Origin of the sequence: Psychromonas saccharinae (assembly GCF_051201515.1) — a bacterium.
Taxonomy (GTDB): domain Bacteria; phylum Pseudomonadota; class Gammaproteobacteria; order Enterobacterales; family Psychromonadaceae; genus Psychromonas.
Window position 1 is genome coordinate 1,928,402 of sequence record NZ_CP195153.1, and the last position, 22,800, is coordinate 1,951,201.

The 22,800-nt window shown below is 38.2% G+C and carries 18 protein-coding genes; 9 read left to right on the top strand and 9 right to left on the bottom strand.

The window, feature by feature from the left end; translation table 11 throughout:
- Positions 1-5: 5 nt before the first annotated feature.
- Positions 6-434, top strand: coding sequence for a hypothetical protein (locus ACR30L_RS08520; protein ID WP_435237588.1), 429 nt, complete (start codon positions 6-8; stop codon positions 432-434).
- A gap of 183 nt (positions 435-617) precedes the next feature.
- Here ACR30L_RS08520 and ACR30L_RS08525 read toward each other — a convergent pair whose 3' ends face one another.
- The gene (locus tag ACR30L_RS08525) at positions 618-1,616 is read right to left on the bottom strand and encodes a LacI family DNA-binding transcriptional regulator (RefSeq protein ID WP_435237589.1); all 999 of its coding nucleotides are present in this window, start codon (positions 1,614-1,616) and stop codon (positions 618-620) included.
- A 476-nt stretch (positions 1,617-2,092) separates the two neighbouring features.
- Between ACR30L_RS08525 and ACR30L_RS08530 the strand changes: the two genes are divergently transcribed.
- Positions 2,093-3,403, top strand: a complete 1,311-nt coding sequence (locus ACR30L_RS08530; protein ID WP_435237590.1) for a carbohydrate porin — start codon at positions 2,093-2,095, stop codon at positions 3,401-3,403.
- Between the two features lie 806 nt (positions 3,404-4,209).
- Here the strand turns inward: ACR30L_RS08530 and ACR30L_RS08535 are convergent.
- Positions 4,210-5,820 carry a glycoside hydrolase family 16 protein gene (locus ACR30L_RS08535; RefSeq protein ID WP_435237591.1) on the bottom strand — a complete coding sequence of 537 codons (1,611 nt, stop codon included), beginning with the start codon at positions 5,818-5,820 and terminating at the stop codon, positions 4,210-4,212.
- A gap of 577 nt (positions 5,821-6,397) precedes the next feature.
- Positions 6,398-7,774, bottom strand: coding sequence for an MATE family efflux transporter (locus tag ACR30L_RS08540; RefSeq protein ID WP_435237592.1), 1,377 nt, complete (start codon positions 7,772-7,774; stop codon positions 6,398-6,400).
- A gap of 57 nt (positions 7,775-7,831) precedes the next feature.
- On the opposite strand from ACR30L_RS08540, the gene ACR30L_RS08545 reads away from it, so the two are divergent.
- On the top strand, positions 7,832-8,722 hold the full coding sequence (locus ACR30L_RS08545) for a helix-turn-helix transcriptional regulator (protein ID WP_435237593.1): 891 nt from the start codon (positions 7,832-7,834) through the stop codon (positions 8,720-8,722).
- Positions 8,723-8,802: 80 nt separating this feature from the next.
- On the opposite strand, the gene ACR30L_RS08550 is transcribed toward ACR30L_RS08545, so the two are convergent.
- The 4 genes from ACR30L_RS08550 to xseB all read right to left on the bottom strand — a co-directional run bounded on the left by ACR30L_RS08550 (position 8,803) and on the right by xseB (position 13,086).
- Positions 8,803-9,756 (bottom strand): MalM family protein, encoded by a 954-nt coding sequence (locus tag ACR30L_RS08550; protein ID WP_435237594.1) that lies wholly within the window; start codon positions 9,754-9,756, stop codon positions 8,803-8,805.
- 276 nt (positions 9,757-10,032) lie between these two features.
- Positions 10,033-11,895, bottom strand: coding sequence for a 1-deoxy-D-xylulose-5-phosphate synthase (dxs, locus tag ACR30L_RS08555; protein ID WP_435237595.1), 1,863 nt, complete (start codon positions 11,893-11,895; stop codon positions 10,033-10,035).
- Positions 11,896-11,953: 58 nt separating this feature from the next.
- Positions 11,954-12,844: a (2E,6E)-farnesyl diphosphate synthase gene (gene ispA / locus ACR30L_RS08560; protein ID WP_435237596.1), complete on the bottom strand. Its 891-nt coding sequence runs from the start codon at positions 12,842-12,844 to the stop codon at positions 11,954-11,956.
- Positions 12,845-12,849: 5 nt separating this feature from the next.
- Entirely contained in the window at positions 12,850-13,086 is a 237-nt protein-coding gene (gene xseB, locus ACR30L_RS08565) for an exodeoxyribonuclease VII small subunit (protein WP_435237597.1), read from the bottom strand.
- Between the two features lie 220 nt (positions 13,087-13,306).
- Here xseB and pomA point away from each other — a divergent pair, with 220 nt between their 5' ends.
- The 3 genes from pomA (at position 13,307) to ACR30L_RS08580 (ending at position 16,058) form a co-directional block, all read left to right on the top strand.
- Entirely contained in the window at positions 13,307-14,074 is a 768-nt protein-coding gene (pomA, locus tag ACR30L_RS08570; protein WP_435237598.1) for a flagellar motor protein PomA, read from the top strand.
- A 2-nt stretch (positions 14,075-14,076) separates the two neighbouring features.
- Positions 14,077-15,087 carry a flagellar motor protein MotB gene (locus ACR30L_RS08575; protein ID WP_435237599.1) on the top strand — a complete coding sequence of 337 codons (1,011 nt, stop codon included), beginning with the start codon at positions 14,077-14,079 and terminating at the stop codon, positions 15,085-15,087.
- 119 nt (positions 15,088-15,206) lie between these two features.
- On the top strand, positions 15,207-16,058 hold the full coding sequence (locus ACR30L_RS08580) for a PA4780 family RIO1-like protein kinase (RefSeq protein WP_435237600.1): 852 nt from the start codon (positions 15,207-15,209) through the stop codon (positions 16,056-16,058).
- A gap of 76 nt (positions 16,059-16,134) precedes the next feature.
- Here the strand turns inward: ACR30L_RS08580 and ACR30L_RS08585 are convergent, their stop codons facing one another.
- On the bottom strand, positions 16,135-17,496 hold the full coding sequence (locus tag ACR30L_RS08585; protein ID WP_435237601.1) for an AmpG family muropeptide MFS transporter: 1,362 nt from the start codon (positions 17,494-17,496) through the stop codon (positions 16,135-16,137).
- A gap of 91 nt (positions 17,497-17,587) precedes the next feature.
- Positions 17,588-18,697 (bottom strand): ribonuclease D, encoded by a 1,110-nt coding sequence (rnd, locus tag ACR30L_RS08590; RefSeq protein ID WP_435237602.1) that lies wholly within the window; start codon positions 18,695-18,697, stop codon positions 17,588-17,590.
- Between the two features lie 328 nt (positions 18,698-19,025).
- Here rnd and leuC point away from each other — a divergent pair, with 328 nt between their 5' ends.
- The 3 genes from leuC (at position 19,026) to ACR30L_RS08605 (ending at position 22,722) form a co-directional block, all read left to right on the top strand.
- Positions 19,026-20,423, top strand: coding sequence for a 3-isopropylmalate dehydratase large subunit (leuC, locus tag ACR30L_RS08595; protein WP_435237603.1), 1,398 nt, complete (start codon positions 19,026-19,028; stop codon positions 20,421-20,423).
- A 10-nt stretch (positions 20,424-20,433) separates the two neighbouring features.
- Positions 20,434-21,048 (top strand): 3-isopropylmalate dehydratase small subunit, encoded by a 615-nt coding sequence (gene leuD / locus ACR30L_RS08600; RefSeq protein WP_435237604.1) that lies wholly within the window; start codon positions 20,434-20,436, stop codon positions 21,046-21,048.
- Between the two features lie 147 nt (positions 21,049-21,195).
- A complete protein-coding gene (locus ACR30L_RS08605) occupies positions 21,196-22,722 on the top strand; it encodes an alpha-isopropylmalate synthase regulatory domain-containing protein (protein ID WP_435237605.1) in 1,527 nt (508 codons plus the stop codon).
- The last annotated feature ends 78 nt before the right edge of the window (positions 22,723-22,800 follow it).

Genomic DNA, 22,800 nt, shown 5'->3' on the forward strand with positions numbered 1-22,800 from the left:
TTATTGTGAATAGTCGCCTAATCGAGGTGTCTGGTTTTGATGCGGTGGGCTACGCGCCCATCGTTGATTTTCAAGCATGGCGTGTTGCCATGCTTAATTATATCGATGAGCTAGAACCGCAGAATATTGATAATTTTCAATGTCATAACGACACTGATGAGGTATTTGTTTTATTATCGGGAAAGTGTATTTTGTTTTGTGCAAAAGTTGATAATAGACAAAATATTATTGATATTAGTAGTTGGGATATGCAACCAAACAAAACTTATAATATTAAACGTGGCGTATTTCATACGCATACATTAAGTCAGGATGCGAAGGTCTTAATTGTTGAAAATCAAGATACCAATGACAGTAACTCACCGAAAATAATGATTGATCAAAGTATTAATCGACAACTTGTTAGGATAACCGCTGAGCATTGGTCCTGGTAACTTAAGGTTGGTTGTTCGTTATTGATATTACATTGAAAAAAGCAGGTTATCCTGCTTTTTACTGATTGAGTAACCTCAATTCTGGATAAGCTAAACGATACTGTATTGTCTGATATCTTTTTTAAGTGATTGATACTTGGATTCATTTTCGCTTCCATTATCTAGATCAGAGGTTAAATAAGACTAATCTAAGGTTTTTACTGAGTTTCGAATCACTAGGCTAGGCGATAGTTTATATTTTATGGCGTATTCTTCATCATTGACTAAAGAAAGAATTGCTCTTGCAGATTCAATCCCCATTTCAATAATTGGAAAGTTAACCGTAGTAAGTCCAGGACGAATATGTTGACTATAGGTATCGTTATCAAACCCTACAATGGAAATATCTTCACCAACCACTAATCCACGTTCTAAACAGACATCGTAAACAGCTAAGGCAATATTATCGTTTTGACAGAAAATTGCAGTGATATCTGGAGCTCGGTCTAATAAACGTCTCGTTGTTTCATGGTTACCTTCGTGGTCAAAGCGACCTTCAATAATTAAATTTTCATCGTATGGTAAGCTGTAATCAGAGAGTGCTTTTCGGTATCCCTGTAAGCGATTTCTACTGTCTATTTTGCTAAGTTGTCCTGTAATACAGGCTATTTTTCTATGATTGCACTCAAGCAAATGTGTCGTAGCAAGAAAACCGCCTAATTCATTGTCGATGCAAATACATTGTTTGGATAATTCAGGAATATAACGGTTTAAAATCACTATTTCTTGGGTTTGTTTAGAAATTTTAATGATTTCATCATCGGTCAACATATCCGAATGGACAATTAAACCATCCACTTGACGAGATTGTAGAAAACTAATGGAATCCATTTCCGTTTCTTTCGATTCTTGACCGCTAGTTACAATTAAATGGAGATTTTTTTTACGTAAAGTGAGTTCTGCATAATGCATCAATGGACCATAGAAGGGGCCATCGAGTGAGCCGACTAACATACCGATACTGTTAGAGCGATTGGACGCGAGTGCGCGTGCAAAGGCATTGGGTTTGTAACCTAATTTTTCGATTGCCGCGAACACCTTTGCTTTATTGGCTTCTTTTACTGTTGGATGATTATTAAGTGTTCTTGATACGGTTGCCTGGGAAACCTTGGCGAGTTCTGATACTTCCTTAATTGTAATCACGTTATCTTTCCTAATCTATTTGACCAACAGTATGTAAAGTGCGTTTTTATATGTTTTGTTATATCACATTCTAGGTAATTCAATTACGACAATTATCATACTTTTAATTGTATTATTAAGTGTAGTGAACAATCAGTCATTATAAATGCAAGACATGTACCAATCAATAGTATTGATTAATACAGCATAGTTGATTACGGCATTGTTTATAAAGAGTTCAATGACATTAGGTGTAATTTAAAAATGTTAAATAGAAGTGTGATCCACGTTTCGTGAAAGCGCTTACTTTAGTGACGTGGCTCACTTTAAAAGCTGATCTTTGTCTCTATAATTAACTCCGAAATTGGCAAACAGGGTTTTTAATTGTCTTTTAGCGTGCATTTAATCCTTATTCTGCCCTTTTTTATAAAATAAATTGGAAGCGCTTTCTTTGTGCTTTCTAACCACTAAGAAAGCAACATAAATATGGAGTTAACATGAAATTATCTAAAATAACCCTTGCCTGCTTACTTGCAACATCTGGCCTTGGAATCGCTCATGTAGCAAACGCCGCAGCCTCTGAAGATTTCGAATTTCACGGTTCTTTTCGTGCGGGTGTTTTAACCTCAAGTGACGATGAATACCAACGCAATAACTGGGTGGGTACGAAAGAAATGTTAGGTCGTTTAGGGATTGAGTCTGACAATGATTTTGGGGTTAATTTGTCAAAAAGATGGAATCTTGATAATGACCAATCTGTCAAAATCACCGTAGATGTCGTTGAAGAAGAAGATGACTACAGTGCTTCTAATTTCCCTGGTGCATTTATTGAATATAAAGGTATTACGGATACGGGCACCATTTGGGGGGGGAAGCGTGATTATAAAAAAAGTGATAACTATATTTTTATGACTGACTTTTTCTATGTCGATTATTCGGGTACAGGTGTCGGTATTGATGGTTACCAAGTGGGGGATGCCAAAATTTCTGTGGCGTATATGGCCAGTGATCGCAGCGATGATGATGATTACAATTTAAATGATACTTACGGTACGAATAATTTAATGCATGCGTTTATTTTTGGTGTGGATTGGGGATCATTCAAACTTGATATGGCTGCTAAGTATATGAATGATAATCGTAGTTATACTTCAGGTAGTGAAGGTTATTGGAATGATACAGATAGCGTTTGGGTAGATGCTGTTGATGGTTATTATACTAATTATACTGAACGTGGTGCGGATATTAGCGCAACTTATTCAATGCCTGATTTCTTTGGCTTGCCGGGGAATGGTTTCTCTAAAATTATTGCTCAGGCTGGGATTGGACTTGGTTCCCAGCAATTATTAGGCGGAACATTAACAACTTATAATGGTTACCGTCCAGGTAGTGTGATGAAAGGTGGTGCAAGCGGTGTTGCTACAATGGCGAATAACTACGACAAGGATACCTCTGCGCGTTTATTACTATGGGGCGGCTATTTCTTAGATAACGGAATTAATTTATTTCCTTCTATTCAAGCACAATATAATAATCATGAAGAAGAAGGGACCTATGATTACTGGATGTCTGCGATGATCCGTCCAACATTCCCCGTTGCTGACAATTTTTATATTCAAACAGAAGTGGGTTATGCGTATAAAAACTGGGATGGCTCTTCTTGGATAGAACAAAAACTAACGATTGCACCGACCATTGTTATGGGAACGGGCAGTGGTCCAGCGCCAGAAGTTAGATTCCTAGCAAGCTACTTACCTCAATCTGATGATAATATCGTATTTGGTGTTCAAGCGGATGTTTGGTGGTAATACTCGAGTAAATTGTATTGTTTAATGTTAAGCCATTACATGTTTGTAATGGCTTTTTTATTTGTTCTGTAAGATTGTTCGCCTGTAAACGAACGAGCTCATTCTATTAAGGTAAGGGTAATTCAATGGTAAAGCGCTTACTGGAAAACAACAAAGTCTTAAAAAGTCATCGAAGATTAGAAGTCATTGACCTAGATAATTAAAAACAGAGTATTTATTTTTTCAATTTGATATTGCTAGTCTGTTTATTTAATCATTGTATATGCCTTAAATGAAATAGTTAAACCTAGTTAATAGTTGGTTCCCCCCCGAATGGTTCTGTCTTAAGTTATCCTATGTGGTGGTCTAAAATTGACACCTGCATAGTACATTCAGCTTCCTTGTTATTGTTTAAACGTTGTTAATAACAACCGACTAGTGTTGCGTTATGTTTTGATGGAACAAGTGTTGTTATGCGAACTGATTTAAAGGGAGGGAGTTTTGGAATATATAATGTAATAAGCGTGATGATACCAATCGTAATAATTAGCTGATCTATTTTGCTGGTTAAAATAGTTTATTTCTTTGTTGAAAGTTTCGTTAAGGGAACAACCATTAAAGAATTAATGTCTTTATATTAATTCTCACGTTAGAGGATTCACTTGTTAATCTCTCGGTAGTGGCAACCTTCGCCTCAAACTAAACCATTTTTCCAGCGCAAAATTTAGATCACATATTTAATACAATTGGTATGAGTATTTAACTTCACCACGCTAGGTGGTTATTTTAAAAATATAAATAGCTAAAGTAGTAAACTATTACTAGTTTTATTTCTGTTGTTGTTCAAAACGAATATTATCCAAGTTTAATGTCATTTCACCTAAAGGTTCGAGCACAAGTAAGTTGATTATTTCATTTATTTTCGCGTAATTTCCTGCAGAATAACTGTTATCTGAAGCAATAAGATCTGCAACGTTTATGCGTACTTCACCCCATGTTCCAAGTGCGGGTTGTGTTACTTTCATATCACTAACGTTCGGCCAACCACTATCCATTTTAACTAATAAACCAGCCTTTGATTTATTACTGTCTATTTTTAAATCAAAAACTAATTGACCATCTTTCATCCAATCACTCATATCGGTTTTGGGGATGCGAAGATAAACATTGCCCGTATCGCCTGCTTTAGTGATCTGCCATACTTTGCCATGGTTCGGATCATCAACTTCTTGTTGAGATATATTGTTGTCTGGATCATATCCATCAAAGGCAATGCCATTGCTTAAGGCATCATCGTACACATTAAAAATAGGCCCCTTTGCGAAATTAATATCCGTTGTTAGTATTTTAGGCTCTGGAATTCCCTCGAGTACTTTGATTTTGTCAGAAATACTAGCGCATCCTTTTCCTGTTTTCGGATCAGCATCACAGCTATAAACTCGCACATAATCAACCGAGAGGGTTTGTGGGAAAACGGATTTGTCGATCCCACCGTTATTCGCATTTGCCGCCCAACCACCGCCAACGGCAAGGTTTAATAGCATATGGAATTTTTGGTTAAATGGCGCATTATCTCCACCACTTACCATTTTTCCATCTTCAGAGTGCTGGCTATACCAACCATTTTGTCGTTGTGTTGCAAAATGAATATTATCAATGTACCAACGAATTTCACCTTCTTCCCATTCGATTGAATAGGTGTGAAAACCATCCGCAGGGTTTGCTTTACCTGGAAGATGGACTGCTTGGCCCGTGAATACATTTTTAGGCCAAGGTTGACCATAATGTAATGTGCCGAATACACGCGTTTCAGGTTCACCTTCAGTTGCGCCTTTTTCGGTAGAAGGGGTGCTAATATTGACCGCTTCCATAATATCTATTTCGCCCGATGCAGCCCAACCGCCATAAACCCAGTCCGTTGGTAACATCCATATTGCAGGCCAAGTACCTTGTCCTTTAGGCAGTTTTGCGCGAATGTCGAAGCGCCCGTATTTCCAGTCACCTTTATTCATTGTGCGGAGTCTTGCTGAAGTATAAGGGAGCGTTTTAGTACCGGCGCTTTTTCCATCCGGGTTGTCTGGGCCTGTAAATGTTTCTTTTTTAGCGACAATATTTAATATTCCACTTTCTACAAAGGCATTACTTGCTCGATTTGTATAACATTGTTGTTCATTGTTGCCACCACCCCAACAGTTTTCTTCAAATCCCCATTTTGTCATATCAATTTTTGTACCATTGAATTCATCATTCCATACTAAATTCCATTGGCTACTAGGTGTAATAGGCTGTTCAGTTAAGAGTAACGCTTTAGAGCTCGATGTTTTTTCAAGTACATTATCTTCGGTCGTGACTTTAGTGTTATTACTACAGCCTGCAACAATAACTGCAAAGGCGACGGCCGAGATTTTAAAGGTTGAAAGTGGCAAACTATTTATCATTTATCCATTCCTTAATAAAGATTAAAACATTTTGTAAGCGCTTTCTTTTATATCATTGTTGATTGTAAGTTAGTATTGATTCCAGCGAATTAGGGTGAACAATTGTTGTGATTGAGAGTGATATCACATCATATATACCCGTTACCAATCAAGATGCGTTTATCAGTCACTAGCTCGGATACCAAGCCAAGGCGTAACATGATGACCTTTCGAGCGATTAACTGCGTTAATCCTCTATCGGTAGATGCAAAAACAAGACTTTACATCTTTAATGGCTAGTCCTTATCGAATGTTATAACGCAGTATTAGTGTTCGAGCTAGTGACCCGCAGGGCAAGACGAGAGGCAAACATCTTCGTTGTTATAAAGTCTCGATTTAACCCGTTAGATCTTCATCTTTATGCCTAGAATCTGCTCACCTCTCATCTTGCTGATTTCTGCATCTTGAATGGTAACGGGTATAAGTAATTTATATTGGTGAAGTAAATAACAGGGGAATTATCCTCGAAGGTGGCTTTTTTATTATCTGAACAAGCACTTTTTCGCTAGTTCAGAGTTTAAATTTTGGTTTCAAGTGCCTATATAGTTGAAAGTGTTAAGTTCTTTATCCAATGTTGTTTTAGGTAGCGATGAGAACACAAAAGAAGCTTTATTAGTGATTCTGTTAACATCATCATATAAACATAATGAAATTCCCAATGTAACACGAATGCAGCATAGGCGGTCAGTGGCACGCCAACTAACCATGAGCTAATAAAGTCCATTCTTAAGCAAAAGTGATTATCACCGCCTGCGCGTAAAATCCCATTAATGATAACGGTATTCAGCATACGTAACCAGATTGAAGCGCTTAAAATGGTTAGAGCTGGTGATGCTAAGTGGGAGAGGATTGGACTATCAAGATTTAACCATGAAAGGACTATTGGTTTGGTTAATATCAATATAATTCCTGTTACTATGCCTAGGATTAAGACTATTTTTATAAAAAATTTCGAGATGGTTCGTGCATCGGAAAATTGATCCCGGCCAAGGGATTGCCCCAGTAAGACCGAACAAGACACGGATATACCGAAGAAAATAGAATAACAAAGCGATTCAAAGGGGCCTATCATACTGTATACAGCGAGCTCAGTGGTGCCTAAATGGCCAAAAATCATTTGGTAAGCTAGCACGCCCGCTGCCCATGTCAGTGCACTTAATGTTGATGGAATCGCAATCTTTTTATAGGACTGCCAGAGTTTGTCGGATTGCGCTAAGGTCTCAGCAAAAAATAACCAATGTTTCCGGGAATACAAATACAGGCTCATTGCGATAACCTGCAATAAACGTGAAAGTGTTGTTGCTAACGCTGCACCTGCAACACCCATTGCGGGGATACCGATCCCACCTTTAATTAATAGGTAGTTTAATCCTATATTGATAAAAATAGTGACAGTGCCAAAAATTAGAGGGGTAAATGTGTCTCCCGATGAACGTAAAACAGATTCGTAAACCATGACAAAGTGAGTGAGTAATAAAACTGGAAAACTATATATAAGGTATGTTGAGCCCAATTCAATAACCTGGATATCGTTGGTTTGTAGTTGCATTAAAGTACCTGAGAATACGGTAATTAAAATCGTCACTGGCAATAATATTTTAATACCATTCTTTAATGCTAATAGACTAATTGTTTTAGCTGAACGTTGATCGTTTTTTCCCCAGTATTGTGCAATTAAAATACCATTTGCCGATGCCATACCTCCGATGATCATAGTTGCAATAAAATGCCATTTTGATGCGATTCCCACTGATGCCGTTGCTGCTTGACCAAAGTCACTGACCATTAATACATCTGCTAAAGATAAAATAGCAACCAGTGCGCTTTGAATTGCAACGGGAAAACCTAAGGCCATCATTTTAGATAACAAGCCATCTGTATTCGCTTTGTGGTTAGAATTACTGTAGTTTTTCATTATCATCTATTTCCTGCTTGAATAGACAGACTATAAGTGAAAGGAACAAATTAAAACATGTGTGAAAATAGAGAAAACCTGTGCAAATCTGTCATTGATGAATTAAAGCCAAAATCAACGTGGCAAGAAAGTGTTTACTTGTCTGAACGGTGCAAAGAACGCTTTTTAACCAATTCCGATATTCCTGAATTATGCTTTGAAGAAATATTTATGGCCGGTATGGCTGAATTAGTGGATGGCTATTACGTGGAGCGAGAAGGCATTGCGGTACATTCTCTTATCTTCACCCTCGAGGGTAGCGGAATGTTAACCACGTCAGATCGTGTTGAGTTAATTGAACCTTACACATTAATGATTTTACCTGCTCATATTCCCTTTCGATTTGAAATAAATCCCGTTGATAATTTTTGGAAGATGATTTGGTTATTGCCCGAAGACACAGCTAAATGGAATCAATTTTCTTCACTAGGGCAAACGATTATTCCTTATCATCAAGGTGAACAACTTTGGTCATTGTTGAACCTGATACACTGTGAAATTGGTGGTCGGGGAGGGTTTCGTCAACTGCTAGTGAGTGAGTTAAATTTATTATTAACTGGGGTCGAGTCACGTCCAATACGCTCTGTTTCACGCGTTCATACTTTATTTAATGAAGTCGAGAGTCAGTTGCATTTATCATGGACGGTTAAGCATATGGCGTCTCGTTGTTATATTAGTGAGGAACAATTAAATCGTATTACGAAAAAGTTATATGGTATGTCACCAAGAGCTAAATTAATTCAATTAAGAATGGAGAAGGCAACGGATTTATTACAATATCAAGAGTGGAGTATTGCGATGATAGCGCTGCGACTTGGGTACCGAGATCCTTATAATTTTACTCATCGATTTAAAAAATATTTCGGGTGTTCCCCCAGCCAATATCGTAAAGGGCGAGTGGTTAAATAATTTGATATTGTTATGAATAGTCCTTAAAAATAACGACTATTCATATATTTTAGTTTAAAGAATATTATTAGACAGAGATATTATGGTTGATATGTCGCCACTGCACTTTTAAAAGCTTCTTCTGCTTTGGTTGACCCCGCTAATTTTGCCTCATCTACAAATCGTTGTGCCTTTATGATATCACCTTCTTTTACTGCTTTATCAATGAGTTGGATAAACATAGCTTCTGTTTCAGGTTGTATTGTGTCCTTGGTGATGATTACTTGTTTTTCATCAATTAATGTTTGAGCTGTTTGTTGATTGATAACATTTTTATTATCTTCAATCACCATTTGTTTATTGAGCATTGCATCTGCGGATTTATTATAATTGAAATTGATTTTTACGACACCCGTTGCAGTATGAGGACGAGGTGCATTGGTATAGGCTTGGTAAACGGCTTCAGCACGTCCTAAATCAATGGCAGCTGAATCTGCATCGGGAATAATTGTTTCACTTTGCATTGCTTTATCGGTGGTTAAAATGATGAGGTATTTGGCTTGTACTTGTTCATCTTTGGTGGCCGGAATTTCTATTTCACCAAAAAAACGGTCAATATGTAATAGTGAACCTTGGTTATAGTTAATGGTTTCTTGGCCATAAACATGTAATGGATTGTATTGTGCATCGAGTAGTAAAATCGTTGGTAAAAATCCACTATTTAGAATTGCAGATGAAATTGATATTTGTATTTTCTCTTTGCTATCAGGTAGCGCAATACCTTTTATAAAGGATTTTCCCGTACTGAATTTAAAGCTTGGGCTATTCTCTGTTATCACAAATTCATAGTCGCCAGGCTTTGTAATGGGTTGGAAATCTAATTGATTCAGTCTGTTATATTTAGGAACGGCTTCTGCTAATGTATTATAACCGACATTGGGTTCTACTTTTTGTACTTCCTTGCTGGTCTCTGAACCATAGTCAAACATCAAATTATGTGAGTTAGAGCAAGCGGTTGTGAATAGAGCTAAACTAATTGTGAGTATTTTTTTCATGGAATATTCTCATTATTATTTTTTTAACCGATCATATTAAAAATAATCCTAGCCTGAATAAATAACCAAAGGAAGCGCTTTCTTGTTGTCCGAGGCATTAATGATAAAAAATGTGAGTAGGGGCTATAGTTGGTATTAAATGAGGTTAACTATGGGCAGTTATATCTGAAGTTATAAAAGAAAATACACAGTAAGTTATATGGCAAGTTTAGTCGAAAATAAATGGATAAATTGTTGATCAACGTGAGGAGTGATTTCCCCACGCTGTATTAGACGCTATTGATAATACTGATTTATTTGTTGTTCAATACCTTCACTATCAAGCTTTAGCATATGGTAAATTTCCTGTTGTGATCCTTGTTCAATAAATTTATCGGGCAATCCGATATTTAAAACAGGACGATTGATACGTTCAGCTTGGAGATATTCATTGATACTGGAACCTGCTCCGCCGGCAATGCTGTTTTCTTCAATGGTTACAAATTTTTGATGGCTATTGCTTAGCGATTTAATCAGTTCCGTGTCTAATGGTTTTACAAAGCGCATATCAACCAGTGTTGCACCTAGTTTTTGTGCAACGGGTATTGCCTGTTGCAGTAACGTTCCAAAACAAAGAATCGCTATATCTTTACCTTCAGAGACCATCTTTGCTTTACCGAGTGGAAGCTGACTCATTGTTTTTGATTCAATTATTTTACCTGAGCCGACACCGCGAGGGTAGCGAACTGCAGCAGGGCATTTTAGTAAATGACCGGTATACAACATATCTCGACATTCCTGTTCATCGGAAGGTGTCATGACGACCATATTGGGCACACAGCGTAAGAAACTTAAATCGAATGCTCCTTGATGTGTCGGACCATCTGCCCCGACAATACCGGCGCGATCAATGGCAAATAAGACACCTAAATTTTGAATCGCTACATCATGAATAAGTTGGTCGTAGGCACGTTGTAAAAAAGTTGAATAGATTGCAACGACGGGATTTAATTCGGCAATTGCCATGCCGGCCGCTAGCGTTACTGCATGTTGTTCGGCAATGGCAACATCGTAATATTTATCGGGGTGGCGTTTTGAAAACTCAACCATACCAGAACCTTCACGCATGGCAGGGGTGATTGCCGCGAGTTTTTCGTCTTGGTCTGCCATATCATTAAGCCAATCACCAAATATTTGTGAGAAAGTAGGCGACGTCGAGACGGTTTTGGGTAATGCTTGTTCAGGATTAAATTTAGGTACGGCATGATAACGAATCGGATCAAGCTCCGCTTGTTTATAACCTTTTCCTTTTTTCGTCATAACATGAAGAAATTGAGGGCCGCCGTGGCTGCGCATATTTTTTAATGTATCAACCAAGTCGAGTACATTATGGCCATCCATTGGGCCAATATAATTAAACCCAAATTCTTCAAAAATTGAAGCAGGCGAGACCATGCCTTTTAGATGTTCTTCGGTTCGTTTAGCAAACTCTTTAATCGGAGGAATGTTAGAAAGTACTTTTTTACCCCCTTCGCGCAATTGGGTGTAAATATCACCGGACAATATTTTCGCAAGGTGGTTGTTTAATGCGCCAACATTTTCAGAAATAGACATTTCATTATCATTTAGAATAACTAACATATCATTATTGAGTGCGCCGGCATGATTCATTGCTTCGAAAGCCATACCCGCAGTAATAGCACCATCGCCAATAACGGCAACGACTTTACGATCTTTTTTCTCTTTTTCTGCAGCAATAGACATGCCTAATGCTGCACCTATTGATGTTGAAGAATGACCCACACTTAATACGTCGTATTCACTCTCTTCTCGCCATGGGAATGGGTGTAAGCCTTTATATTGGCGAATACTATCCATTTGATCGCGACGACCAGTTAAGATTTTATGCGGATAAGCTTGATGCCCAACGTCAAAGATAAGGTGATCAAAAGGGGTGTTATAAACATAATGTAGTGCAACGGTTAATTCTACTACGCCTAAACCCGATGCTAAATGACCACTTGTTTGGCTTACACTGTTAAGTAAAAATAAACGTAATTCATCGCACAGCGCAGGTAACTGATGTTTTTTTAATAAACGCAGATCTTCCGGGTAATTAATTTTTGCTAGCAAAGGGTAATTTTTTAAATCCAAAGGCATATTTAGTCGTCGCGTTTATTAAGTGAGTAGAAAGCAAAGTTAAAAACTAACGCTTACGTTAACTGTTTCGCTTGATAATATATTCAGCAAACAGTTCAAGATGTTGCGTATTATAAGGTAATTGTGACAAAGCATGAAGTGCTTCTTGATAAAGGTGGTCGGCCTTTAGTTTTGCTTGTTCAAGTCCGAGCAATGCCGGATAGGTGGATTTATGCAATGCGACGTCAGAACCCTGTGGTTTTCCGAGTGTTTTTGTATCACCAATGACATCTAAAATATCATCCTGTACTTGAAATGCTAGACCAATTGATTGCGCAAAGGTGATTAATGATTGCAGATGTGATTCAGGTAACTCTTTTTTACTTAGTGCACCTAATTCTACTGCGGCTTGAATTAAAGCCCCCGTTTTTGAATTATGTATCGTTTGCAATGTCGATAGGTCGATCTGTTTATTTTCGGACGCTAAATCCAATGCTTGGCCCGCACACATACCATGATTACCCGATGCTTTTGCCAATTTATTGATCATTTTTAACTGGTTTGGCATCTCTAGTTCGGGGTTGGGTTGCGAGATAATATCAAAAGCTAAGGTTTGTAATGCATCGCCCGCCAAGATAGCGGTTGCCTCATCAAATTGTTTGTGGCAAGTGGCATGTCCGCGACGTAAATCATCATCGTCCATTGCTGGTAAATCGTCGTGAATTAATGAGTATGCGTGCACACATTCAATCGCACAGGCGAGAGGATCAAGTTTGTCGAGTGGTGAGCCAAGCATTTCGCCCACTGCATACACTAAAAATGGACGGATCCGTTTGCCGCCCAATAATGCACCGTAGGCCATTGCATCATTAAGTGTTGTTGAAATTGGTGCCGTTTCATTAATATGACGTGCTAATTCTGAATTGACACGAGCTTGATATTGTTCGAGTTTTTGTGCAAGTAGAGTCATTAGATTTATTGTTCGTCAAAGTCTTGTAGAAGTGCGTTTGCATCCTGTTGCATCAGAATTTTAACCTGTTGCTGAGCGTTATTGAGCTTTTGATTATTGCTGCGTGCCAACGAAATACCACGTTCAAATTGTTTCAGCGCATCCTCTAGGGGTAAATCGCCTTCTTCAAGATGACTCACAATATTTTCTAATTCATGAATTGCTTCTTCATAAAGCATATTTTCAGGTTTTTTTAATGCCATTCGCTTCTCGCTGTAATCGTTTTTTGTAGGTTACCGTGACCAGACCATAAGTCAATTATGATTATCATAAATAATATTTGAACGGTTAAGTTGTGATCTATTACGGGGTGAATGTATAATTTTTTCAAACATTATAAATGTTTAACTGCAAAACAGAGAGAAAAAGTTATAATAAAGGCTATATTATTAGATTTAAATCATCAGTTTTAAGGAAGTATTTGTGGATTTAGCAACACTGATCGGGCTCCTAGGTGCCTTCGCCTTCGTTGTGATGGCGATGTTAATGGGCGGTACCATGGACATGTTTATTGATGTAACGTCAATATTAATTGTATTTGGTGGTACTTTTTTCGTAGTTATGATGAATTACAATTTGGGACAGTTTTTAGGGGCAATTAAAATCGCCATTAAAGCGTTTATGTTTAAAATTGATACTGTTGAAGATCTAATTGGTAAATCAGTCGAAATGGCAGATGCAGCACGCAAAGGCGGATTTCTTGCCCTTGAAGAAGCTGAAATTAGTAACCCTTTTATGCAAAAAGGTGTCGATATGTTAGTTGATGGGCACGATGCCGATGTGGTGCGTGCTACCATGGAAAACGATATCAGATTGACCGCTGAACGCCATGATTCTGGTGCTGAAATTTTTAAACAAATCGGTGATGTTGGTCCTGCAATGGGGATGATTGGTACGCTAGTTGGCTTAGTTGCCATGCTTTCAAATATGGATGATCCTAAATCGATTGGTCCTGCAATGGCTGTTGCTTTGTTAACAACACTGTATGGGGCTATGTTAGCAAATATGTTCGCGTTACCTATTTGTGGTAAATTAAAACTGCGCGCCATGGAAGAGCGATTAAACAGACAACTGATTCTAGATGCTATCCTCGGTATTCAAGACGGCCAAAATCCACGTGTTATTGAAGGTATCCTACGAAATTACGTCCCCGAATCCAAACGTGTTTCAACCACGGATGATGGTGAGTAACGATGGCTGACGATTGTCCTAAATGCCCCCCTGAAGGATTACCTGCTTGGATGGGGACCTTTGCGGACTTAATGTCTTTATTAATGTGTTTCTTTGTTTTGTTATTGTCCTTTTCAGAAATGGATGTGCTTAAATATAAGCAAATAGCAGGGTCAATGAAACATGCTTTTGGTGTGCAATCTCTACTTGAAGTTAAAGATATTCCAAAGGGAACCTCTGTTATTGCACAAGAATTTCGCCCTGGTAAACCGCAACCTAGCCCGATAGAAGTGATCATGCAACAAACGGTGGATATTACGCGTGCTAAACTTGATTTTCAGGATGGCGATTCGAGTAGAGCGGGCGGGCAAGAAAATATAACAACCCGTAAGGTGATGACGCCACAGGAAGTTGAAGAAGAAGCCGTTAGTGAGTCTCAATCTGAAACCGATGCAGAGGGACAACAAGAAGAGGCGCCACAACAGGATAGCGTTAGTGAATCAGAAGAAACGCAATCTGAAGACTTTACACCGACACCCGGTGTGTCAGCTCAGCATGGTTTAGCTAAAAAGATTGCTAAAGAATTACAAGATGAAATTGAAGATGGTTCCATTGAAGTAGAAGCGTTGGGACAACAGTTAATCATTCGAGTACGAGAAAAAGGATCGTTTCCTGCTGGCTCTGCATTTTTACAACCACGTTTTCGTCCTGTTATTCGTAAAGTGGCTGAAATTTTAGTTGATGTACCGGGAGTTATTAGTATTTCTGGACACACGGATAATGAACCCGTGCAGTCTGAGTTATATCGTTCTAATTGGGATCTTTCTGCGCAACGTGCCGTATCAGTGGCTCATGAAATGCTGCAGGTAAAAGGTATTGAAACGAAAAAATTAGTGGTAGTTGGCTATGCTAATAGTAAGCCAGTCACTGACGATAAAACTGCGCTTGGACGCAGTCGTAATCGTCGTGTTGAAATCATGATTACACAAGGTAAAGCAACTGAAAGTGAAGAAATTGGGATTAATACACCTTAAAAACTTATAGTTTACATGGCAATGTTGCCAACAAGATTCAATATTGAGATTGTCAATAAGCCCCATTGTTTGGGGCTTTCTTAAATGGCACAATAATAATTGCTAATAAAAAAGAGAATATGAAAACACCAAAAAGAATACAACCCTTAGTTGATGATGGACTCGTCGATAATGTGTTACGACAGTTAATGAGTGGCAAAGAAGCAACGGTTTATGTCGTTGAATGTGGCGATCAAATTCGCTGTGCAAAGGTTTATAAAGAAGCAAGTAAACGAAGTTTCAAACAAGCCGTTTTATATAATGAAGGCCGCAAAGTCCGTAATGGTCGTCGCGCTCGAGCAATGGAGAAAAATTCTAAATTTGGTCGTGAACAACAGGAAAGTGTTTGGCAAACCGCTGAAGTTGATGCACTTTATAAACTAGCGGATGCTGGCGTGCGTGTTCCTCAACCCTTTGGGTGTTTTGAAGGGGTTTTATTGATGGAATTGATTACCGATGAAGATGGTTTTGCCGCGCCGCGCCTTAACGATGTTTCTATGTCTGAAGAGCAAGCCGTTGATGATTACCTTGAGGTGATGAACTATGTTGTTCGTATGTTAACCGTTGGGATAGTTCATGGCGATCTTTCGGAGTTTAATGTGTTAGTTGATCAGTGGGGACCGATTATTATTGACCTTCCTCAAGCTGTTGATGCTGCAGCGAACAATAATGCTAAACGGATGTTTTTACGTGATGTCGATAATATGACCCGTTATTATTCGCAATTTGCACCTCAGTTAAAACAAACACGTTATGGTCAAGAAATTTGGGCGTTATACGAAGCCGGAAGTTTAACTGCAGAATCGGTATTAACGGGTAAATTTAAAGAGAGTGATGCATTAGCTGATGTCGATAATGTACTTGATGAAATTAATGCCGCTCGTCAAGAGTACGAAGATAATAAACAACGTTTGGAAGAGTTCGGTAGTTAATACGCCAGTTTACAAATAATGTTGATTGGTAACGGGTATATCAAAAGGCGCCTAGTTTTAGGCGCCTTTTTTGTTTTTATTTTTGCTTGTTTCTTTTATTCGCATGATGTTTATCGGACACATTATCAAAAAAATGACGCAGCGAATAAAGCATAATCAAACTAGGTATCACCATTAATGCGGTAATAATAAAGAAGGTTGACCAGTCATTTAATAAGTCGACTAATTCGCCACTAAATGATGCTAATGTCGTTCTTCCTAGATTACCTAAGGAGGCGAGTAATGCATATTGTGTTGCTGAAAATGCACTTCCCGTTAACAATGTTAAAAAAGAAACAAAAGCAACGGTTGAAAAGGCAGTGGTAAAATTATCCACTAAAATAGTTGCAAGAAATAGGTGTTCATTCGGACCGACTTCAGCTATCCATGCAAACATCAAATTGCTACCAGCCATTGCAATGCCGCCAATCATTAAACCGCGTACAATACCAAATTTAACATTAAATACGCTACCTAATAAGGTGAAGAAAATGGTCGCTCCCCAACCAATTAGTTTAGAATATTGACCGATTTGCTCATTACTGAATCCAATTTCTTTATAGAAAACGATAGACATTCTACCAAGAAAAGCTTCACCAATTTTAAATAGGAAAATAAACAGTAAGATAGTTAGTGCGACTTTGACACCATTGCGTTTAAAGAAGTCCCAGAAAGGCTCGATAACCGTTACACTTATCCATGTTGCGATGCGCGATTGGGTGACTTGATTATATTTATCTTCTGCTTTTTGTTGCAGGAACTCACGTTCAGTTGACGGTTCACCAACCAGTAACGTAAATACCATTAAGAGTGCGATGATAATGGCCATGCCATAGTAAACACCATTCCATCCAATACTATCTGCATTAATAAAGGCAACATAACCGGGTAAAGAATAACCGGTCCACCAACCAACAACAGCCATTGCTGAAGCTTGCGGTAATTTACTTTTTTCGGTTCGTGGGAAAGTATCTATACGAAATGCATCAATGGCGATATCTTGGGTGGCAGAAGAAATGGCAATGCCAAGTGCTAAAATAGAAGTCAGCGCAATATTGGTTGCTGGATTAGTCCCAGCGATAAACAGTGTAAATACTAAAATAAACGTTTGGCAAAGGAAAATCCAACTTCGGCGTTGCCCGATTAGCGAATAGAGAATCGGAAGTTTGACACGATCGACTAAGGGGGCCCATAAAAAATTAAAGGCATAAACAGTAAATACTGAACCGAAGTAGCCAATCGCAGTACGGGTTAACCCGGCGTCTTTTAACCAGCCAGACATGTTTGAACCAATTAATACCCATGGAAAGCCACTTGAACAAGCAAGCATAAAGACCCACAGTAAGCGTTTATCTAAATAACTAGAGAAGGTTTCCTTCCAGGAAAGCGTAGAGCTCATTAATTTTCCTTAGCACGATATAAATACAAGGTTAATCAAGTTTATGATGATTAACTGGATTAATGACCGATTTGATTTGTCATTAATAAGACTATTGCTGCAATTGATGACCGATCATATCAAAGCGCCAACCGGTTAATAGCTTCGGTTTTTCTGCTGTTTGTCGTTGGTTCTCATCTAGTTTCCATAACCAACTGAGATATTCATTAATAAAGCGTTTAGATGCAATGAGTTCAACGGGCAAATCATGTTGTTCTGCGCAATGTTGAATTTTATCGCGTATGGCTTTTAAGGTTTTTTTATAACCAGGGTAATTAACTAAACGCGAGATCAGTGGTGGATATGTATTTTCGTCTTGTTGATCAATTTTGGCAATAATATTCAGTAGTGTTTGTCCGTGGACTCTGATTTCACTTGGTAAAAGATTTAAACGTTTTAGATCTTGAATTGATGTCGGACGATAATGTGCTAACAACCAAAGATGATCTGCTTTCACTACAAAATTTAACGCAAGATTGCGTTGTTGCGCTGTTTCAAGTCGCCATTTTGCGAGGGCTTGAATAACTGCTAATCCATGACGGTCTAATTTGAATAGATTATTTAACGATTTATAAGCTAACTCAGGATCCGGTTTTTGCATTTTTTGGTCAAGAATGGTTTGGCATTCCTGTTCAAATATAGCGGTCATATTTTTAGCTTCAAGTTGTTGTTGAAGTTTTTCTAAACAAGGCTGTAAATAAAGCACATCAATTGCAGCGTAACTAATTTGTTTGTCAGATAATGGACGAGCACACCAGTCAGTACGAGATTCTCCCTTATCGACTTCTATGCCTTCGAGCGTTTCTACCATTTTGGCGTAACCTAAAGAAGCGCCCATATTTAAAAATGCACAGGCCAATTGTGTATCAAATAATTTGATATTCAAATCGCCTTTGTGTTCTCGAATTATTTCTAAATCTTCGCTACTCGCATGTAAAATGCAATCTTTACCATCAAGTGCTAACCAAAATTCAGATAAATCCCCAATTGATATAGGATCAATTAACACGATGTTGTTATTCTGTGAAACTTGTAATAAACCGAGATTAGCCACATAGGTACGAGTGCGTACGAATTCAGTATCGAGAGAAATTGGGCTATCGTCGAGTGTTGTAATGTAATCATGCAATTGTGATTGTGTTGTTAATATTGCAAATTGCATATAAACCCCAAAAGTAGAATGAAAGCATTATCTTACGTAATTAATGAAAAATCATCCATCTATAATGTTATTTAGGGTAATAAAACAAATCTTGTAAATAAGAGTGATTATCATCATGGTTTTTAATTGTCTGATTATTGTTCAAAACTGATAACTATCCGTTAATTAGACGTTCTTTTTTTGCTCTGTTCTTGTGAGATTGTATCCAATCTATTAAGATGTTGGCCTTGAAACCTCAATTGACTCTCTCTGAACAAGATTCTCGTAATACGTCTATCAAATGATGAGTAGTTGTAATGGCAAAGCATTTAGCGTGGTAAGGAAAACAATGACTAAAACAATGTATGAAAAAATTTGGGATGCGCATTTGGTGCATGAACCAGAAGCGGGCTCTCCACTACTTTTTGTTGACAGACATCTGATGCACGAAGTCACAAGCCCACAGGCTTTTGAAGGTCTTCGTTTACAAAACCGTAAAGTGCGTAATGTTCACACTATTCTCGGTACAATCGATCACTGTGTTCCCACTAAAGATCGTTTCAACATTGTGGATCCAATTGCTAAAAAGCAAGTTGAAACAATGACTGCTAACTGTGCTGAAAATGAAATTAACTTGTACGGCATGGATAGCAAACAAAACGGTGTTATTCATATTGTTGTGCCTGAGCATGGTTTTATCCATCCAGGTATGGTTGTTTGTTGTGGTGATAGCCATACAGCAACTCACGGTGCATTTGGTGCATTGGCATTTGGTATCGGTACTTCTGAAGTTGAACATATTATGGCAACTCAGACGCTACAACAGAAAAAAGCAAAAACGATGTTGGTTAAAGTGGAAGGTAAACTTTCACAATACGCAACAGCAAAAGATATTGCTTTAGCGATTATTGCTAAAACAGGTACTGCTGGCGGTACTGGTTATGTTATGGAATTTGCAGGTAATGCGATTACGGAACTTTCAATGGAAGGTCGTATGACATTATGTAATATGGCGATTGAAGCGGGTGCTCGTGCGGGATTAATTGCACCGGATCAAACCACATTTGATTATCTTGAAGGGCGTGAATTCGCACCTAAAGGTGATGATTGGAATCACGCAGTCGCATATTGGAAAACACAAGTTTCCGATGAAGGTGCTAAATTTGATGCTGTTGTTGAACTTAAAGCTGAAGATATTGCACCACAGGTTTCTTGGGGAACATCGCCTGAGCAAGTTGTAGCCGTTGATGGTGTTGTACCTGCTCCTGCTGATTTTGATAATGCAGTTAAAGCACAAGCTTGTGAAAATGCGCTTAAATATATGAATGTAACCGCTGGTCAGAAAATGACAGATATCAAAATTGATATTGTATTTATCGGTTCTTGTACAAATGGTCGTATCGAAGATTTCCGTGCAGCCGCTAAATTACTTGAAGGTAAAAAAGTTGCCGAGGGCGTTCAGGCGATTGCAGTACCAGGGTCTTTCCCGGTTAAAGTTCAAGCAGAAAAAGAAGGGTTAGATAAAATCTTCTTAGATGCGGGATGGGAATGGCGTGATCCAGGTTGTTCTATGTGTCTAGCAATGAACGGCGATGAATTAGAAGACGGTCAACGTAGTGCTTCTACATCAAACCGTAATTTCGAAGGTCGTCAAGGTAAAGGTGGACGTACTCACCTAGTTTCACCAGCGATGGCAGCGGCAGCTTCAATTGAAGGCCACTTTGTAGATATTCGAGATTGGAAATAGGGGCGAGATAATGGAAGCTTATACAAAACACACTAGCATTGCGGCATTAATGGATCGCAGTAACGTTGATACGGACCAAATCATTCCTAAAAACTTTATGAAAAAAGTTGAACGTACAGGGTTTGGTATCAATTTATTTCATAACTGGCGTTACCTTGCTGATAACATCACACCAAATCCTGAGTTTGAATTAAACAAACCCGCATTTAAAGGCGCTAAAATTTTAGTTGCAGGTGAAAACTTTGGTTGTGGCTCTTCCCGTGAGCATGCGCCATGGGCAATTGCTGATTACGGTTTTAATACGATTATATCAACCAGTTTTGCCGATATTTTCTTTAGTAACTGTTTTAAAAACAGCATTTTACCAATTGTTGTAAGCAAAGAAGAACTTGCTGCACTGATGGCTGAGATTGCAGGCAATGAAGGTGTTGAATTCACTGTCGATCTTGCTGAGCAAAAAGTAACAACGCCTGGTGGCATTGTTATTAACTTTGAAGTTGACCCATTCCGTAAACAATCTTTACTAGAAGGTTTAGATGATATCGGTTGGACATTGACCCACGAAGATAAAATTGCGGCCTTTGAAGAAAAACAAAAACAAACTTTACCTTGGTTATGGAAATAACTAACGGTTTGTTTCAATAATTCTTTATATGTTAAGAAGGCGCATTTAATGCGCCTTTTTTATCGGAAAATCAATTGGATTGTCGAATAAAAACATTAAAAGATAATCCAATATGTTTTTATACTTGTTTGTAGATGGAGTAAATCAATGACCCAAGAAAAGGCCACTATACAGTTAATGGATACCACGCTACGTGATGGTGAGCAAACACAGGCTGTTTCATTTTCTCCTGCAGAAAAAGTTAATCTTGCTAAGGCATTATTGCAAAAACTCAATATCGATCGTTTGGAAGTGGCTTCTGCTCGCGTTTCTGAAGGTGAGAAAGATGCTGTTACAAAGCTAAATCAATGGGCAACTCAAGAAGGGTATATTCATAAAATTGAAGTGCTGGGTTTTGTCGATCACACCTTAAGTGTTAATTGGATTAAAGATACCGGCGGGAAAGTACTTAATCTATTGACCAAAGGAAGTTTGAAACATTGTAAAGACCAATTGGGTAAAACCTTAGATGAACATTTGGTTGATGTAAAACGGACGCTAGAATACGCATTAGCACAGGATTTAAAGGTTAATATTTACCTTGAAGATTGGTCAAATGGTTACAAAGATAGCCCTGAATATGTATATGAAATGGTCACCAAATTGGCTGATTCAGGTATCGACCATTTTATGTTACCAGACACTCTGGGGGTTATGTCTCCCGATGAAGTTTTTGATAGTTTAAGTGATATGGTTGCGCGTTACCCAGACCTAAATTTTGATTTTCATCCACATAATGACTATGGACTGGCAACGGCGAATGCATTATTTGCTGTTAAAGCTGGCGTTTCATCGATCCATTGTACAATGAACTGTTTGGGTGAACGAGCAGGGAATGCATCCTTAACCGAAGTTGCCGTTGCGCTTCAGGATAAACTGGGTAAAGTCGTTAATATCGATGAAAATGAATTACACAATATAAGTCAACTTGTTGCTCGCTTTGCTGGTAAACATCTTGCTGATAATACCCCTATTGTTGGCACCGATGTTTTTACTCAAACCAGTGGAATTCATGCCGATGGTGATAAAAAAGGCGGCTTGTATATGTCTGCATTGACGCCTGAACGATTTGGCCGTTCACGCAGTTATGCATTAGGTAAAATGAGTGGTAAGGCATCTCTTGCTAAAAATCTTGAAATAATGGATATCGATTTAGATCAAGAACAACAGAAAAAATTACTCAAACGTATTGTGCGCCTTGGCGATCAAAAGGCGGCTATTAGTTCAGATGATTTACCGTTTATTATTGCTGATTTATTAGAGCGCAACGATTATAACTATCTTGAGTTATTAAATTGCTCAATTACATCGGGATTAGATCTGGAATCAACGGTCAGTGTGCGTGTTAGAATTAATAGTAAAATATATAAAGCGAGTGGAAGTGGTAACGGTGGATTTGATGCCTTTATTGGGGCAATGAAGAAAATATTGAAAAAAGAGAAATTTGTATTTCCTGAATTAATTGATTACCAACTTCGCATCCCTCCGGGTGGTCAAACTGGCGCATTAACTGAATGTTCAATTACGTGGGAAGATAGCGCAGGTCGCTTAACGACACGTGGTATTAATACTAATCAGGTTATTGCAGGTATCGGTGCGACTATTCGAATGATCAATTTAAAAATGCATAAATAATCTCTGCTTGAGATAAGCAAAGGATTTAAATGTTCAGCACTGAGGTTAAATCGATTTAGTCGTGTTTTATTTTAGTTG

Coding starts and splice junctions, on each gene's coding strand:
- ACR30L_RS08530 (WP_435237590.1), top strand. CDS start 2,093: ATGAAATTATCTAAAATAACCCTTGCCTGCTTACTTGCAACATCTGGC.
- ACR30L_RS08535 (WP_435237591.1), bottom strand. CDS start 5,820: ATGATAAATAGTTTGCCACTTTCAACCTTTAAAATCTCGGCCGTCGCC.
- ACR30L_RS08540 (WP_435237592.1), bottom strand. CDS start 7,774: ATGAAAAACTACAGTAATTCTAACCACAAAGCGAATACAGATGGCTTG.
- ACR30L_RS08545 (WP_435237593.1), top strand. CDS start 7,832: ATGTGTGAAAATAGAGAAAACCTGTGCAAATCTGTCATTGATGAATTA.
- ACR30L_RS08550 (WP_435237594.1), bottom strand. CDS start 9,756: ATGAAAAAAATACTCACAATTAGTTTAGCTCTATTCACAACCGCTTGC.
- dxs (WP_435237595.1), bottom strand. CDS start 11,895: ATGCCTTTGGATTTAAAAAATTACCCTTTGCTAGCAAAAATTAATTAC.
- ispA (WP_435237596.1), bottom strand. CDS start 12,844: ATGACTCTACTTGCACAAAAACTCGAACAATATCAAGCTCGTGTCAAT.
- xseB (WP_435237597.1), bottom strand. CDS start 13,086: ATGGCATTAAAAAAACCTGAAAATATGCTTTATGAAGAAGCAATTCAT.
- ACR30L_RS08575 (WP_435237599.1), top strand. CDS start 14,077: ATGGCTGACGATTGTCCTAAATGCCCCCCTGAAGGATTACCTGCTTGG.
- ACR30L_RS08580 (WP_435237600.1), top strand. CDS start 15,207: ATGAAAACACCAAAAAGAATACAACCCTTAGTTGATGATGGACTCGTC.
- ACR30L_RS08585 (WP_435237601.1), bottom strand. CDS start 17,496: ATGAGCTCTACGCTTTCCTGGAAGGAAACCTTCTCTAGTTATTTAGAT.
- rnd (WP_435237602.1), bottom strand. CDS start 18,697: ATGCAATTTGCAATATTAACAACACAATCACAATTGCATGATTACATT.
- leuC (WP_435237603.1), top strand. CDS start 19,026: ATGACTAAAACAATGTATGAAAAAATTTGGGATGCGCATTTGGTGCAT.
- leuD (WP_435237604.1), top strand. CDS start 20,434: ATGGAAGCTTATACAAAACACACTAGCATTGCGGCATTAATGGATCGC.
- ACR30L_RS08605 (WP_435237605.1), top strand. CDS start 21,196: ATGACCCAAGAAAAGGCCACTATACAGTTAATGGATACCACGCTACGT.